A 15,711-nucleotide genomic window follows, 5' to 3' on the forward strand; every position below is an offset into this window, starting at 1 on the left:
GGGCAGCACTTTTTGAATTTCGCGGGTCAACAGGCAGCCTCTCTTGACCCAGGCAGCGGCCCACGCCAGGCCGCTCAACCAGTCTCGCCGAGCCCTGTTCTGCGCCGGCGGGCCTGATTTCATCATTTGTCAGGTGGTTTTATGGACAGCATCAACAGCCGCATCGCCGAGGAACTCGGCGTACGCCCGCAACAGGTCGAAGCGGCCGTCGCGCTACTCGATGAAGGCTCCACGGTGCCTTTTATCGCCCGTTACCGGAAAGAAGTGACCGGCAGCCTCGATGACACTCAATTGCGTCATCTGGAAGAGCGCCTGCGCTATCTGCGTGAACTCGACGAACGGCGTATCAGCATCCTGACCAGCATCCAGGAACAGGGCAAGCTGACCCCGGCGCTCGAACGCGACATCAAGTTGGCAGACACCAAGACCCGTCTCGAAGACTTGTACCTGCCCTACAAACAGAAGCGCCGCACCAAGGGCCAGATCGCCCTGGAAGCCGGGCTTGGCGAACTGGCCGACGGGCTGTTCAACGACCCGACCCTGGCGCCTGAAGCCGAAGCCGCACGTTTCGTCGATGCCGAAAAAGGCGTGGCAGACGTGAAAGCAGCGTTGGAAGGCGCCAAGTACATCCTCATGGAGCGCTTCGCCGAAGACGCCAACCTGCTGGAAAAGCTGCGCAACTTCCTGAAACAGGAAGCCATCCTCAGTGCTCGTGTGATTGCAGGCAAGGAAGAGGAAGGGGCGAAGTTCCGGGATTACTTCGAGCACGACGAACCGCTCAAGAGCGTGCCGTCCCACCGCGCCCTGGCGATTTTCCGTGGCCGCAACGAAGGCATCCTCAGCTCCGCGCTGAAAGTCGGCGATGAATTGCCCGGCACCATGCACCCCTGCGAAGGCATGATCGGCCAGCAGTTCGGCATCCAGAACCAGAACCGCGCCGCCGACAAATGGTTGGCAGAGGTGGTGCGCTGGACCTGGAAGGTCAAGCTCTATACCCACCTGGAAACCGACCTGTTGGGCGAACTGCGGGACAACGCCGAGACCGAGGCGATCAACGTCTTCGCCCACAACCTGCACGACCTGCTGCTGGCGGCACCGGCCGGCCCACGCGCCACGTTGGGCCTGGACCCTGGCCTGCGTACCGGCTGCAAGGTGGCGGTGGTGGACTCCACCGGCAAGCTGCTGGACCACGCGACGGTCTATCCCCACGTCCCGCACAATAAATGGGACCAGACCCTCGCGGTGCTCGCGGCCCTGTGCGCCAAGCATTCGGTCGACCTGATCGCCATCGGCAACGGCACCGCCAGCCGTGAAACGGACAAACTGGCTGCCGAGTTGATCAAGAAGTACCCGGCCATGAAAATGACCAAGGTCATGGTGTCCGAGGCTGGCGCCTCTGTTTATTCGGCCTCGGAACTGGCGTCCAAGGAGTTCCCGGACCTGGACGTGTCGATCCGTGGCGCGGTATCGATTGCCCGTCGCCTGCAGGATCCGCTGGCGGAGCTGGTGAAGATCGATCCGAAATCCATCGGTGTCGGCCAGTACCAGCATGACGTGTCCCAGTTGAAACTGGCCCGCGGCCTGGACGCCGTGGTGGAAGACTGCGTAAACGCCGTGGGCGTGGACGTGAACACCGCTTCGGTGGCGCTGTTGGCACGGATCTCGGGCCTCAACGCTACGCTGGCGCAGAACATCGTGACCCATCGCGATGAGCACGGCGCCTTCAAGACCCGCGCCGCGTTGAAGAAAGTCCCGCGCCTGGGGGAGAAAACCTTCGAACAGGCCGCCGGCTTCCTGCGCGTCATGAACGGCGACAACCCGCTGGATTCGTCGGCCGTCCACCCCGAAGCCTACCCGCTGGTGCAACGCATCGCCGCCCAGACCGATCGCGACATCCGTTCGCTGATCGGTGACGCCTCGTTCCTCAAGCGCCTGGATCCGAAGAAGTTCACCGACGAAACCTTCGGCCTGCCCACCGTCACCGACATCCTGCAGGAACTGGAGAAGCCGGGCCGTGACCCACGTCCCGAGTTCAAGACCGCCGAGTTCCAGGAAGGCGTCGAAGACCTCAAGGACCTGCAACCCGGCATGATCCTGGAAGGCGTGGTGACCAACGTCACCAACTTCGGGGCGTTCGTCGACATCGGCGTGCATCAGGACGGCCTGGTGCACATCTCGGCATTGTCGGAGAAGTTCATCAAGGACCCGCGCGAAGCCGTGAAGGCCGGTGACGTGGTGAAAGTGAAGGTCATGGAAGTCGACATCCCGCGCAAACGCGTCGGCCTGTCGATGCGCATGAGCGACACCCCCGGCGAGAAAGTCGACGGTGCCCGTGGCCCTCGTCCAGGCTCGGCGCCGCGCCAGTCGCAAAACACCGCGCCGCGCAAGGAAACCGCCACGGCGGCTCCGGCCAACAATGCCATGGCCTCGCTGTTCGCCAACGCCAAGCAGCTGAAGAAACGCTGATGGACGCGCCGGCCGGGTTGGTGGAAAGCGCGTTCTTCAAGCTGCTCGGCTGCCGCCTGCACAGTCTGGGGGACGGGGTGGCGCAAGTCGCCCTGGCCCTGGAGCCGCCGTTGCGCAACCGTGGCGGCAAGCTGCACGGCGGCGCGTTGTTCAGCCTGGTGGACATCGCCATGGGCCTGGCTTGTTCCAGTGTCCATGGCTTTGATCAACAGAGCGCAACCATCGAATGCAAGATCAACTACATTCGCGCCGTGTCCGACGGCGAGGTGCTGTGCACGGCCCGGGTCCTCCACCCGGGACGGCGCACGCTGGTGGTCGAGGCTGAAGTGACCCAGGGCGACAAGCTGGTCGCAAAAGCACAAGGCACCTTCGCTGTCCTATAGCTCCCGGTCGTCGATTTGGGTTAATTTCGGTGCAACAGAAACAGCGTCGCAACCCCCTGTGGGAGCGAGCCTGCTCGCGATAACGGTGTGTCAGTCGCATCAACGCAGCTGATTCACCGCAATCGCGAGCAGGCTCGCTCCCACAAGGGTCTGCGGTGATCCGTTCTTGGCCGTACAAAACCAGGCGATAACGCCAGTTTCAACTTCACCCTTGTAGAGCGCCTTGCCCACCCCCATATTGGGGCGACTGACGCGTGAAGGAATTCAACTTGAGCGACCTCTTAAACCGCCGCCTGGCCCTGCTCGGCGAGCGCGCCAACCTCTCCCTGCTCGAGCAGTGCCTGCACGGTATCGAACGTGAATGCCTGCGTGTCACGGACAGCGGGCGCCTGGCGTTGACCCCGCATCCCGAAGCCCTGGGCTCGGCGCTGACCAACGAGCAGATCACCACCGACTATTCCGAGTCGCTGCTGGAGTTCATCACCCCGGCCCTGGCAGACCCGGCCGATACCCTGAGCAGCCTCGACAGGATCCACCGGTTTGTCTACAGCAAACTCGGTGACGAGTACCTGTGGAGTCCGTCGATGCCGTGCCCGCTGCCCGCGGAAGAAGAGATCCCCATCGCGTACTACGGCACCTCGAACATCGGTCGGCTCAAGTACGTCTACCGCCAGGGCCTGGCCCTGCGCTACGGCAAGACCATGCAATGCATCGCCGGGATCCACTACAACTTTTCCCTGCCGGAAAAACTCTGGCCGCTGCTCCGCCAGGCCGAGGCGGCAGACGTCAGCGACCGTGATTTCCAGTCGCTGGCCTACATCGCGCTGATCCGTAATTTCCGTCGCTACAGCTGGCTGCTGATGTACCTGTTCGGTGCCTCGCCGGCCCTGGACGCCGGTTTCCTGCGAGGTCGCCCGCACCAGTTGGAACAACTGGACCCGGACACGCTGTACCTGCCCTACGCCACCAGCCTGCGCATGAGCGACCTGGGTTACCAGAGCAACGCCCAGGCCGGCCTGACGCCGTGCTACAACGACCTGGCGAGCTACACCGACAGCCTGCGCAAGGCGGTGGCGACGCCTTATGCACCGTATGTCGAAGTCGGCACGCATCGGAACGGCGAGTGGGTGCAGCTCAACACCAACATCCTGCAGATCGAAAACGAGTACTACTCCAACATTCGTCCCAAGCGGGTGACCTACACCGGCGAACGTCCGATCCAGGCCTTGATGGCCCGGGGCATCCAGTACGTCGAAGTGCGCTGCCTGGACATCAACCCGTTCCTGCCATTGGGCATCGACGTCACCGAGTCCCGTTTCCTCGATGCGTTCCTGCTGTATTGCGGCCTCAACGAGAGCCCGTTGTTCGAAAGCAGCGAATGCGGCAATGCCACGGACAACTTCCTGACCGTGGTCAAGGAAGGCCGCAAGCCGGGCTTGCAACTGCAACGCCAGGGCCAATCGGTGGACATGCAAGCATGGGCCATCGAATTGCTGGAGCAGATCGCACCGCTGGCATCGTTGCTCGACCAGAGCCACGGGGGCGATGCTCACCGCCAGGCCCTGGATGCACAACTGGCGAAGGTCCGGGACCCATCCCTGACCCCATCCGCGCAGGTCCTGGCGGCCATGGCGGAACATCAGGAAAGCTTCGCCCAGTTCTCCCTGCGCCAGAGCAAGGCCCACGCCGAGTTCTTCCGTGCCGAACCATTGCCGGCCAAGGAACAGGCCGCATTCGAAGCTTCCGCTCGCGAATCCCTGGCCCAGCAAGCCGAGCTGGAACAGAACGAAGTGGGCGATTTCGACGTGTTCGTGGGTTCGTACCAGGCGAGCATCCTGGCGATCAGTAACTAGATCGCACTTGTCGAGCCAGTCAGTGTGGCGAGGGAGCTTGCTCCCGCTGGCCTGCGCAGCAGGCCCGTTGCCTTACGACTGCTGAGCAGCCGAGCGGGAGCAAGCTGCTTCGCCACAAAGGCCTCGACCGCTCCCCCGGCGATCAACTTTTTCGCTGATAAGCTCATGCGAAAAAGTTATTTATTTTTGAATTCTTAGATCATTTAGTCTCCTTCAACGCCGAATACCCGGCGGCCTGTTGAGGAGTTCTCCCATGACTTTGAGTTTCCCCCTTCGCCTTCTCGCAGCCGCCTCCCTGGCTGCCGCGAGTCTGTTTACCCAAGCCGCCGACCTGACCGTCGCCTACCAGACCACCGTCGACCCGGCCAAAGTCGCCCAGGCCGACGGCGCCTATGAAAAAGCCACCCAGGCCAGCATCGACTGGCGCAAATTCGACAACGGCGCCGACGTCATCACGGCCATCGCCTCGGGCGACGTGCAGATCGGCTACCTCGGTTCCAGCCCGCTGACCGCTGCCATCACACGCAAGGTTCCGGTGGAAACCTTCCTCATCGCCACCCAGATCGGCGCTGCCGAGGCCCTGGTAGCCCGCAACGGTGCCGGGATCAAGACCCCGCAGGACCTGATCGGCAAGAAGATCGCCGTCCCGTTCGTTTCCACCGGTCACTACAGCCTGCTCGCCGCGTTGAAGCATTGGGGCATCGACCCGTCGAAAGTCACCGTACTCAACCTCGCGCCACCGGCGATCATCGCCGCCTGGAAGCGTGGCGACATCGATGCCACCTATGTCTGGGACCCGGCCCTGGGCGTGGCCAAGGAAAACGGCACGGTGCTGATCACTTCGGCGGAGCTGGCCAAATTCGGCGCACCGACCTTCGATGCCTGGATCGTGCGCAAGGACTTCGCCCAGAAGCACCCTGAAATCGTCACCGCCTTCGCCAAAGTCACCCTGGATGCCTACGCCCAGTACCGCAAGGACCCGCAAGCCTGGCTGGCGGACACGGCCAACATCGACAAGCTGGTGAAGCTCTCCGGTGCCAAGGCCAGCGACATCCCGCTGTTGCTGCAAGGCAACGTGTACCCGCTGGCGGCCGACCAGATCGCGAGCCTCGGCGCACCGACCACCCAGGCCATCACCAATACCGCTGCGTTTCTCAAGGAGCAAGGCAAGGTGGAAGCGGTCCTGCCCGACTACGCCCCCTACGTCAGCGCCAAATACATCGCTCACTGATTCGCCAAGAAAAAAGGGAGTCACCGCAATGGCCTTGTTAAAGCTGGAGCGCATCGGCGCACAGTATCCCGGGGCGTCGGAAGCCGTGTTGACGGACATTTCACTGACCCTGGGGCCGCAGCAACTGCTGGTTGCCCTTGGGCCGTCCGGCAGCGGCAAGACCTCGCTGCTGAACCTGATCGCCGGATTCGTCGAGCCCAGCGCCGGGCAGATCACCCTGGACGGCGTGCAGGTCTCGGGGCCCGGTGCCGAACGCGGCGTGGTGTTCCAGGACGACGCGTTGCTGCCTTGGCAGGATGTGCTGGCAAACGTCGGGTTCGGCCTGGAACTGGCCGGGGTCGCCAGGGAACCACGGGAAACCCGCGCCCGGGAGATGCTCGCCCTGGTGGGCCTGGCCGGCTTCGAGCAACGCCGTGTCTGGCAGCTTTCCGGGGGCCAGAAGCAGCGCGTCGGCCTCGCCCGGGCGCTGGCGGCCGACCCACGCGTGCTGCTGATGGACGAGCCCTTCGGCGCCCTCGATGCCTTCACCCGTGAACAGATGCAGGAGTTGTTGTTGCAGGTCTGGCAACGCACTGCCAAACCGGTGTTCCTGATCACCCATGACATTGAAGAAGCCGTGTTCCTCGCCACCGAACTTATCCTGCTGGCGCCCAACCCGGGACGGATAGTCGAACGACTGCACCTGGATTTCAGCCAGCGCTACCGGGCCGGAGAGTCAGCGCGGTCGATCAAGTCCGACCCGCGCTTCATCGACATCCGTGAACACGTGCTTGCCAAAGTATTCGCCCAACGCAGTGCCACCCGACACCAGGAGCCCGTATGAGCAGCTATGAAATCCCGGCGGTGGCCAGCGAAACCCTTGCCAGAGATCCAGCCCGGCGCTTCCGGCGTCCCATGAGTACGCGATGGATCAGCGGCCTGACCCTGATCACGCTGCTGGTCCTGTGGTGGGTGGTGACGGCGAGCGGGCTGGTCGAACCGTTGTTCCTGCCCTCGCCTTCCGCCGTGCTGCAAAAAGGCTGGCTGCTGGCGACCAGCGGCTACATGGATGCCACGCTCTGGCAGCACCTGGGCGCGAGCCTCGGACGGATCGGCCTGGGCCTGTTGCTGGCCGTGCTGACGGCGGTGCCGGTGGGCATTGCCATCGGCTCCAGCCGTATCGCCCGGGGCGTGTTAGATCCATTGATCGAGTTCTATCGGCCGATTCCGCCGCTGGCCTACCTGCCGCTGATCGTGATCTGGTGCGGCATCGGCGAGTTGTCGAAGGTGCTGCTGATCTACCTGGCGATTTTCGCCCCGATTGCCATCGCCACCGCCACCGGCGTACGCACGGTCGACCCGGCCAAGGTACGGGCCGCGCAATCCCTTGGCGCAACCCCGGCACAGTTGATTCGCCATGTGATCCTGCCCAGCGCCCTGCCCGACATTCTCACCGGCATTCGTATCGGCCTGGGTGTGGGCTGGTCGACACTGGTGGCCGCCGAACTGATCGCCGCCACCAGCGGCCTGGGTTTCATGGTGCAGTCAGCAGCGCAGTTTCTGGTCACCGATGTGGTGGTGCTGGGGATCCTGGTCATCGCACTCATCGCCTTCGCCATGGAAATGAGCTTGCGTGCTGTGCAACGCAAACTGGTGCCGTGGCATGGCCAGGCCCATTGAGTTCAATGACCACGCCGACATCCGGCGCTCCAACCAGGGAAAACAACGATGAACAGCCCGACCATCACGCCTTTGAGCATCGCCCTCGGCGCGCAGATCAGCGGTGTCGACATCAGCCAGCCGCTGAGCGTCGAGCAGCGCAGATTCATTGAGCAGGCCTTGCTTGAACACCAGGTGCTGTTCTTTCGGGACCAGCCCATCGACCCAGCCCAGCAGGCACGTTTCGCCGCCTGCTTTGGCGACCTGCATATCCATCCCATCTACCCGAATGTGCCTGAGCAGCCCGAAGTGCTGGTGCTCGACACGGCCGTTACCGACGTACGCGACAACGCCGTCTGGCATACCGACGTGACCTTCCTGCCGACCCCGGCCATGGGCGCGGTGCTCAGCGCCAAGCTGCTGCCGGCGTTCGGTGGCGATACGTTATGGGCCAGCGGCATCGCGGCTTACGAAGCCTTGTCGGCACCGTTGAAAAGTCTGCTGCAGGGCCTGACGGCCACCCACGATTTCACTCGTTCCTTTCCTTTGGAACGCTTTGGTCATACCGCCGCGGACCAGGCTCGTTGGGAAGAAGCACGACGGAAAAACCCACCGCTGCCCCATCCGGTGGTTCGCACTCACCCGGTAAGCGGGCGCCGGTCGCTGTTCGTCAATGAAGGTTTTACCACCCGCATCAATGAGCTGTCCGAAACCGAAAGCGAAGCCATCCTGAAGCTGCTGTTCGCCCACGCCACCCGTCCGGAATTCACCCTCCGCTGGCGCTGGCAGGTCAATGACGTAGCGTTCTGGGACAACCGCGTCACCCAGCATTTCGCCGTGGACGACTACCGTCCTGCCCGACGCGTGATGCACCGGGCGACGGTGCTGGGAGATGTGCCGTTCTTCGAATAATCCACAATCCTATGTGGCGAGGGAGCTTGCTCCCTCGCCACAGAGTCTGTGTTCAGACTTGGGAATTACTCCGCCGTCGAAGGCTTCTCCCAGAGATTGATACCGCCCTCCTGGGCGAACCGATCGATCTCCGCCAGTTCCTCGGCACTGAAACTCAGGTTCTCCAGCGCCCCGACGTTTTCGACGATCTGCTCCGGGCGGCTGGCGCCGATCAGGGCCGACGTGACCCGTGGATCGCGCAGGGTCCAGGCCAGGGCCATTTGCGCCAGGCTTTGACCGCGTCGCCGGGCGATCTCGTTGAGGGCGCGCACGTGGGCGATGTTTTCCTCCGACAAGTGCGAAGCCTGCAGCGAACCGCCACCCGGACGATTGACCCGAGCATCGGACGGAATACCCTTGAGGTACTTGTCCGTGAGCAGCCCCTGGGCCAGTGGGGTAAAGGCGATCACGCCGGTACCCAATTCGTCGGTAGCGTCCAGTAGGTCTTTTTCCACCCAGCGGTTAAGCAGGTTGTAGGCCGGCTGGTGGATCAGCAGAGGAATTTTCCACTCCTTGAGCAGCGCCGCCATTTCCCGGGTCTTCACCCCGGAATAGGAAGAAATCCCGACGTACAACGCCTTGCCTTGTTGCACCGCCGTCGCCAGGGCACTGGCGGTTTCTTCCAGCGGGGTGTCCGGATCGAAGCGGTGGGAATAAAAAATATCCACATAATCGAGCCCCAGCCGTTGCAGGCTCTGGTCGAGGCTGGCCAGTACGTATTTGCGCGACCCGCCACCCTGGCCATACGGTCCGGGCCACATGTCCCAACCGGCCTTGCTGGAGATGATCAACTCGTCGCGGTAGTGCTTGAAATCTTCACGCAACAACCGACCGAAATTGATCTCGGCACTGCCATAGGGCGGGCCGTAGTTGTTCGCCAGGTCGAAGTGGTTGATGCCCAGGTCAAACGCCGTGCGCAGCAAGGCACGCTGGGTGTCTATCGGCGTGCTGTCGCCGAAGTTGTGCCACAACCCCAGCGACAACGCCGGCAATACCAGGCCGCTGCGACCAACGCGGCGATAGGGAATGGACTCGTAGCGATTTTCAGCAGCGATGTAGGTCATCGAAGGCTCTCTGTTCGGGGACGATGCGAATGGCAGAAACTAACATTTCACAGACGCATCGTTCAGGTCGAAAGTTCGCGCAAGGCCGCCGCCGCCAGGAAACCGGAGCGCGATCGGTAGCGCTGATCCTTCCTTACGGTCTGGTCGATGCGCTCAAGCAACTGCTCGGGCAACGTCGCATTGAATCGCACTGACTTTCCAAAATAGGGCGTCACATCAAACTCAACCACACCCCAAATCCCCCCGGCGTACTCGGGGTTGTCGAGATGGTCGTCGACTTCATGGATTTGCGGCAGTGGCTCGCCGTCTGCCACCAACCCCTCATAGTGCAACGACAGCGCTTCCTTCACGTTTTCGAATGCCTGCGCCACCGTACTGCCTGCGGAGAAGCAGCCCGGAACATCCGGAACCGTCACTCCGTATTCGGAATCGGCATCCTTGTGCAGAACGACCGGAAATTTCATTTGATTGAATCCTTCCTCCAGATCCGGCAATTGCAGCAACCGGTCTGATAACAATGCATCCCGCAGGGGATTTTCGTAATCGGCCTCGGACCTCATTTCAGGCCCGCCTGTTTCAATATGCTATTGATCGTGCCCCTCGGCAGATCCGAATCAGGATGCTTGATTGTCACCCTTCCGGTTTTGACGGAATGTTTGTACTGATGGTGACTACCCTTCACTGCCACCAGATACCAACCGTCTTCTTCGATCTTCCTGATCATTTCCCGACTTCGCATCACCTTTGCCTTTTCCAACAGCTCTGCGAAACCACTCTAGCTGCGAAAAGCGCCGTCGATACACACAATACACACTTTGAAAAAATACTAGCTCATCTCTCCAGCAAATTCATCCAGCACGGCCACCCCGTCATTGCGCCCCGGCAAACACCTCCGTCACCCAATCCACAAACACCCGCACCCGTGGCGAAAGGTGGCGGTTGTGCGGGTAGAGCACCGATATCGGCATGGGTGGCGGAGGGGTGTCGATGAGGATTTCCTGAACCAGGCCCTGCTGGATCTGCGTTTCCATCCGATAGTGCGGGCATTGGATCAGGCCCAGGCCGGCGATGGCCGAGGCCGCGTAGATTTCGGCACCGAACACCGAGAGCGCACCCTCGATAGCCACTTCCTTGAGTTCGCCTTCAACCATGAACTCGAACGGATATTGTTTGGCGGTGGTGCGCGACACGTAGTTCACCGCCCGGTGCCGGCTCAGGTCGTCGAGGTTTTTCGGTTCGCCGTACTGGCGCAAATAGGCGGGGCTGGCGCAGGTGATCTGGCGCAGGGTGGCGACACGCCGGCCAATCAATGATGAATCCCCCAGCGTGCCGGCCCGCAGCACGCAATCGATCCCTTCGCTGATCAAGTCGACGAAACGATCGGCCTCGCTGATGGACAACTCGATATCGGGATAACGGGCCATGAACTGCGGCAGTGCCGGGATCACGAAATGCCGGGCCAGGGTTCCGTGCAAGTCCACCCGCAGCCGCCCCTTGGGCGCCACGCTGCGAAACGCCAGCTCGGCCTCTTCCAGCTCCGCCAGCAATTGCACACAACGCGGGTAATAGGCCTCGCCGTCCAGCGTCGGCCGCACCTTGCGGGTGCTGCGTTCCAGCAGGCGTACCCCCAGCCAGGCTTCGAATTGATTGAGGGTATGAGTCAGCGTGGCACGGGGCAGGTTCAGGTCATCGGCGGCCAGGGTAAAACTGCTGCGCTCGTAGATACGTACGAAGACCTTCATCGCCTTGATTTGATCCATGGATCGGCGCGTCCTGATTGTTGATGATTATTGAACAGTCAAGGCAACTCTCGTGCATTTATCGGGCTGAGTAAACATGTGAATCTGGCGTCACTCCACTCAACGAAGGAAACAGCCATGTCGACTCAAAACGCCAAAGTAGCCATCGTCACCGGAGCCTCTCGTGGTATCGGCGCTGAAATCGCCAAACAGCTGGCCCATGACGGCTTCGCTGTCGCCGTCAACTACGCCAACAGCGCTACCGAAGCCTCGAAACTGGTGGTGCAACTGCGCCAGGCCGGTCACCGGGCCATAGCGATCAAGGCCGACGTGTCTTCTGCCGCCGACGTTCGCCGAATGTTCGATGAGACGGAGGCGCAGCTGGGCAAGGTCGATGTACTGATCAACAACGCCGGGATCCTGCAGGTGATGCCCCTGGCACAACACAGCGACGAACTGTTCGACCAGACCTTCGCGATCAACACCCGGGGCACGTTCAACACCTTGCGCGAAGCCGCGACCCGCCTGAACGATGGCGGCCGCATCGTAAACTTTTCCAGCAGCACCGTTGGCCTGAACCTGCCTGGCTATTCGGTGTACATCGCCAGCAAGGCGGCGGTGGAATCGCTGACCCAGGTATTCGCCAAAGAGCTGCGCGGCCGCCAGATCACCGTCAACGCCATCGCCCCCGGCCCGGTGGCGACCGAACTGTTCATGCATGGCAAAAGCGAGGAACAGATCCAGCAGTACGCCAAGATGCCGCCCCTGGAGCGCCTCGGTCAGCCGGAGGACATCGCCAGCATCCTGTCCTTCCTGGTAAGCCCGGCCGCCGGCTGGGTGAATGGCCAGATCCTGCGGGCCAACGGCGGACTTGTCTGAGACGCCCCCGGTCAGCGCACCAGATGCAGGAACTGCATGTGCCGTTCGTACTGATCGAGGATGTCGTTGATGACCTGCTCCTTGGTATAGCCCACCAGGTCGTAGTCCTGGCTGCCCTCGCTCAAATGTACCTCGGCACGGTAGTAACGACGGTTGTTGATCTGCTTGGAGCCCATGCCGCCCCGGGCAAAGGAGGGCGTGAAGTAGCCGCGCATCTGCACCTGGTAGATGAACGGGTGCTGCTCGCCATGGCCGATTTCCAGGCTGACGCTATCGTTGGCCGGATCTGGCTGGGTCATCACCGTCAGCCCCTTCTCGGCGAACACCGCCTTCACTTCTTCGACCGCCGGACGCACCGTGGTGTCGAGGAAGCGATAGACCTCGTCGCGGGACGGGAAATGCAGCGCCTGGCTCAAGCGTTGGCGCCAGCCGCCCTTGCCTCGCCGCGAACCTGACACCGGCGCCAGGGAATGCAATTGCGCGATCTGTTTCTGGGACTCGAGGTGAAACGCCTTGTGCAGGCCCCACATCATCAACAACAGGATCAGCGAAAACGGCAACGAAGTCAGCACAACCGCCGATTTCAACGCATCGATGCTGCCGGAGAACAACAGCGCGCTGGTCACCAGCGCGGTCATCGCCCCCCAGAACACCCGCAGCCATTTCGGCCCGTCCTCATCGGGGTTGCCGCCCTTGGCCGAGAGCGTTGAAAGCACCACGGTGCCGGAGTCGGCAGAGGTGACAAAGAACACGAAGCTGATGAACACCGTGACCGCGATGACCGTCTTGCTCCACGGGTAGGTTTCCAGCAGCAGATAAAGACTCATCGACGGATTGTCCAGGGCTGACAGGCCCAGGGCGCTCATGCCGTGGTTGAGCACCTGGTCGATGGCGCTGTTGCCAAAGATCGACATCCACGCGAGGGTGAAACCCAAGGGAATCAGCAACACGCCGAACACGAATTCACGGATGGTCCGACCACGGGATATCCGCGCGATAAACAGCCCCACGAACGGCGACCAGGCGATCCACCAGGCCCAATAGAACACCGTCCAGCCCCCCAGCCAGTCGCTGGGTTTGTCGTAGGCATACAGATCGAAGCTCTTCATCGGCAAGGCGCCGAGGTAATCGCCCACGTTCTGGATCAGGGTGTTGAGCAAATGCTGGGTAGGCCCGGCGAACAGCACGAACAGCAACAGCGCGCAGGCCAGCAGCATGTTGATGTCGGACATGACCCGCACGCCTTTATCGACGCCGGCCACCGCCACGACGATCGCCGCCCCCATCATCAGCGCGATCAGGCCGATCTGAATCCATTGGGTATGAGGAATCCCCAGCAGGTAATCGAGACCGGAATTGAGGTGCAGGACCCCAAACCCCATGTCGGCGCCGAGGCCGAACACGGTCGCGATGATGCCGAAGCCGTCGACGGCATAGCCGATGGGGCCATTGATGCGTTTGCCGATCAGCGGATACAACGCCGAACGTAGCGCCAGCGGCAGGTTATGCCGGTAGGCAAAGTAAGCCAGGGCCATGCCGACGAACGCGAATACGCCCCAGCCGTGCAGGCCCCAATGCAGGAACAGGATCTGCATGGCCTGGCGCGCCGCATCGGCGGTTCCGGCCTCGCCCTGGGGTGGCTGCGCCAGATGGGTCAGCGGCTCGGAGACGCAAAAGAAGAACAGGGTGATGCTGATCCCGGCGGCGAACAACATGCCGGCCCAGGACAGGTAACTGAATTCGGGCTCGTCGTGGTCGGCGCCGAGCTTGATCTTGCCGTAGCCGGACAAGGCGGTGACCACCACGAAGACCAGATACAAAGCCATCGCCAGCAGGTAATACCAGCCGACCGTGTTGGCCGCCCAGTTCTGTGCCGCCAACAGCCATGCGCCGGCTTGCTCGGGCATGGCGATCACCACCAGACCGAACAACAGGATAAAGGTCGCCGCGAAGTAGAACACCGGCGGATTCATGCGGACCAGGCCGCTGGATGGAAGGGACGAGACACTCATGAGCGAAGCACCCCGATGTGGGAAACCGTGACAGTCGATAACGGACTCGGCAAAGGCAAGCCTCCTGTTGTGAGCGGGCAGCAAACCGATGGTTTAACTTGAATGAGCGTTCAATTTAAACATGAATAGGCAGCTAAGGACTAATCGCCGGGCTCGGCGGTCCGTGTCCCACATAGATGACGCCGCTTCGCCTGCATTCGCTCAGTGGGGCACCATAGGTTCCAAATAAACAAAGACCCTGTGGGAGCGAGCCTGCTCGCGATAGCGGTCTGTCAGACACATTGTATTTAGCAGGTACACCGCTATCGCGAGCAGGCTCGCTCCCACAAGGGGCTCCGTCCCCCACTCCGATCTGGTCACGGGGTTGCCCGTGAATATCGGCGTGCCTATAGTCCAGGCATTGCCTACAACCAGTACGGACTCATGATCAAACAACAGTTGTCCCGCTTTAACCGCCTTGACCTGCTCGGCCATCCGACACCGCTGGAAAAACTCGAACGCCTCTCCACCTGGCTCGGTCGCGACCTCTACATCAAGCGCGACGACCTGACGCCCCTGGCCCTGGGCGGCAACAAACTGCGCAAGCTCGAATATCTCGCAGCCGACGCCTTGGCCCAGGGAGCCGACACCCTGATTACCGCCGGTGCGATCCAGTCCAACCATGTGCGCCAGACCGCTGCACTGGCCGCCAGGCTGGGCCTGGGTTGCGTGGCGCTGCTGGAAAACCCCATCGGCACCGAGGACGCCAATTACCTGGGCAATGGCAATCGATTATTGCTGGAGCTGTTCGACGCCAAGGTCGAACTGGTGGAAAACCTGGATAACGCCGACGAGCAACTGCAGGCCCTGGCTGCCCGACTGCGCAACAACGGCAAGAAACCCTACCTGGTGCCGATCGGAGGCTCAAACGCCTTGGGTGCATTGGGGTACGTGCGCGCCGGCCTGGAGCTGGCCGAGCAGATCAAGGACACCGGCCTGGATTTCGCCGCCGTGGTGCTGGCCTCGGGCAGCGCCGGCACCCACAGCGGCCTGGCCCTGGCCTTGAGCGAAACCCTGCCGCAACTTCCAGTGATTGGCGTAACGGTTTCACGCAGCGAGGAAGACCAGTTCCCGAAGGTCCAGGGGCTGGCCGAACGCGTCGCCCAGTTGCTTGAAGTAGCGCTTCCGGAGGCTTTCAAGGTGAACCTGTGGGATGAGTATTTCGCCCCGCGCTATGGCGAGCCGAATGCCGGTACGCTGGCGGCGGTCAAGCTGCTGGCCAGTCTCGAAGGCCTGTTACTGGATCCGGTCTACACCGGCAAGGCCATGGCCGGTCTGCTCGACGGCATCGGCCGCGACCGTTTCGACGAAGGGCCGATCATCTTCCTGCACACCGGCGGGGCCCCGGCGTTGTTTGCCTACGACACCGCGTTCTGAAGAAGCGAGAGCCCCTTCCTGTGGGAGCGAGCCTGCTCGCGATGGCGGTGTTTCAGTCAAATAGCAGCTGACTGACCTA

General features: G+C 62.0%; 14 protein-coding genes. 9 read left to right on the forward strand and 5 right to left on the reverse strand.

Annotation, left to right across the window (positions count from 1 at the left end; all coding sequences use genetic code 11):
- The first annotated feature begins 141 nt into the window (after positions 1-141).
- The 7 genes from N005_RS04945 to tauD all read left to right on the forward strand — a co-directional run bounded on the left by N005_RS04945 (position 142) and on the right by tauD (position 8,483).
- On the forward strand, positions 142-2,466 hold the full coding sequence (locus N005_RS04945; RefSeq protein ID WP_047699943.1) for a Tex family protein: 2,325 nt from the start codon (positions 142-144) through the stop codon (positions 2,464-2,466).
- Complete coding sequence (locus N005_RS04950) at positions 2,466-2,849, forward strand: PaaI family thioesterase (RefSeq protein WP_047699945.1); 384 nt, start codon at positions 2,466-2,468, stop codon at positions 2,847-2,849. Before N005_RS04945 ends, N005_RS04950 begins: the two co-directional genes overlap by 1 nt.
- Before the next feature lie 269 nt (positions 2,850-3,118).
- Complete coding sequence (gshA, locus tag N005_RS04955) at positions 3,119-4,702, forward strand: glutamate--cysteine ligase (protein ID WP_047699947.1); 1,584 nt, start codon at positions 3,119-3,121, stop codon at positions 4,700-4,702.
- A gap of 253 nt (positions 4,703-4,955) precedes the next feature.
- The gene (tauA, locus tag N005_RS04960) at positions 4,956-5,933 is read left to right on the forward strand and encodes a taurine ABC transporter substrate-binding protein (protein WP_047699948.1); all 978 of its coding nucleotides are present in this window, start codon (positions 4,956-4,958) and stop codon (positions 5,931-5,933) included.
- Positions 5,934-5,961: 28 nt separating this feature from the next.
- Entirely contained in the window at positions 5,962-6,756 is a 795-nt protein-coding gene (gene tauB, locus N005_RS04965; RefSeq protein WP_047699950.1) for a taurine ABC transporter ATP-binding subunit, read from the forward strand.
- Complete coding sequence (gene tauC, locus N005_RS04970) at positions 6,753-7,592, forward strand: taurine ABC transporter permease TauC (protein WP_047699951.1); 840 nt, start codon at positions 6,753-6,755, stop codon at positions 7,590-7,592. The genes tauB and tauC overlap by 4 nt, the downstream gene beginning before the upstream one ends.
- A 48-nt stretch (positions 7,593-7,640) precedes the next feature.
- On the forward strand, positions 7,641-8,483 hold the full coding sequence (gene tauD, locus N005_RS04975) for a taurine dioxygenase (RefSeq protein ID WP_047699953.1): 843 nt from the start codon (positions 7,641-7,643) through the stop codon (positions 8,481-8,483).
- A gap of 65 nt (positions 8,484-8,548) precedes the next feature.
- Here the strand turns inward: tauD and mgrA are convergent, their stop codons facing one another.
- From mgrA to N005_RS04995, 4 genes are all read right to left on the reverse strand, one after another.
- Complete coding sequence (mgrA, locus tag N005_RS04980; protein ID WP_047699954.1) at positions 8,549-9,586, reverse strand: L-glyceraldehyde 3-phosphate reductase; 1,038 nt, start codon at positions 9,584-9,586, stop codon at positions 8,549-8,551.
- 62 nt (positions 9,587-9,648) lie between these two features.
- Complete coding sequence (locus N005_RS04985; RefSeq protein WP_047700163.1) at positions 9,649-10,050, reverse strand: type II toxin-antitoxin system HicB family antitoxin; 402 nt, start codon at positions 10,048-10,050, stop codon at positions 9,649-9,651.
- Between the two features lie 92 nt (positions 10,051-10,142).
- Positions 10,143-10,325, reverse strand: coding sequence for a type II toxin-antitoxin system HicA family toxin (locus N005_RS04990; RefSeq protein WP_047699956.1), 183 nt, complete (start codon positions 10,323-10,325; stop codon positions 10,143-10,145).
- Between the two features lie 130 nt (positions 10,326-10,455).
- Complete coding sequence (locus tag N005_RS04995) at positions 10,456-11,346, reverse strand: LysR family transcriptional regulator (RefSeq protein WP_047699958.1); 891 nt, start codon at positions 11,344-11,346, stop codon at positions 10,456-10,458.
- A gap of 117 nt (positions 11,347-11,463) precedes the next feature.
- Here N005_RS04995 and N005_RS05000 point away from each other — a divergent pair, with 117 nt between their 5' ends.
- Positions 11,464-12,204 (forward strand): SDR family oxidoreductase, encoded by a 741-nt coding sequence (locus N005_RS05000; RefSeq protein ID WP_047699960.1) that lies wholly within the window; start codon positions 11,464-11,466, stop codon positions 12,202-12,204.
- Between the two features lie 11 nt (positions 12,205-12,215).
- Here N005_RS05000 and betT read toward each other — a convergent pair whose 3' ends face one another.
- Positions 12,216-14,177, reverse strand: coding sequence for a choline transporter BetT (gene betT, locus N005_RS05005; protein WP_162843624.1), 1,962 nt, complete (start codon positions 14,175-14,177; stop codon positions 12,216-12,218).
- 462 nt (positions 14,178-14,639) lie between these two features.
- On the opposite strand from betT, the gene N005_RS05010 reads away from it, so the two are divergent.
- A complete protein-coding gene (locus N005_RS05010) occupies positions 14,640-15,632 on the forward strand; it encodes a D-cysteine desulfhydrase (RefSeq protein WP_047699963.1) in 993 nt (330 codons plus the stop codon).
- The last annotated feature ends 79 nt before the right edge of the window (positions 15,633-15,711 follow it).

Source organism: Pseudomonas mediterranea CFBP 5447 (genome assembly GCF_000774145.1).
Classification (GTDB): Bacteria; Pseudomonadota; Gammaproteobacteria; order Pseudomonadales; family Pseudomonadaceae; genus Aquipseudomonas; species Aquipseudomonas mediterranea.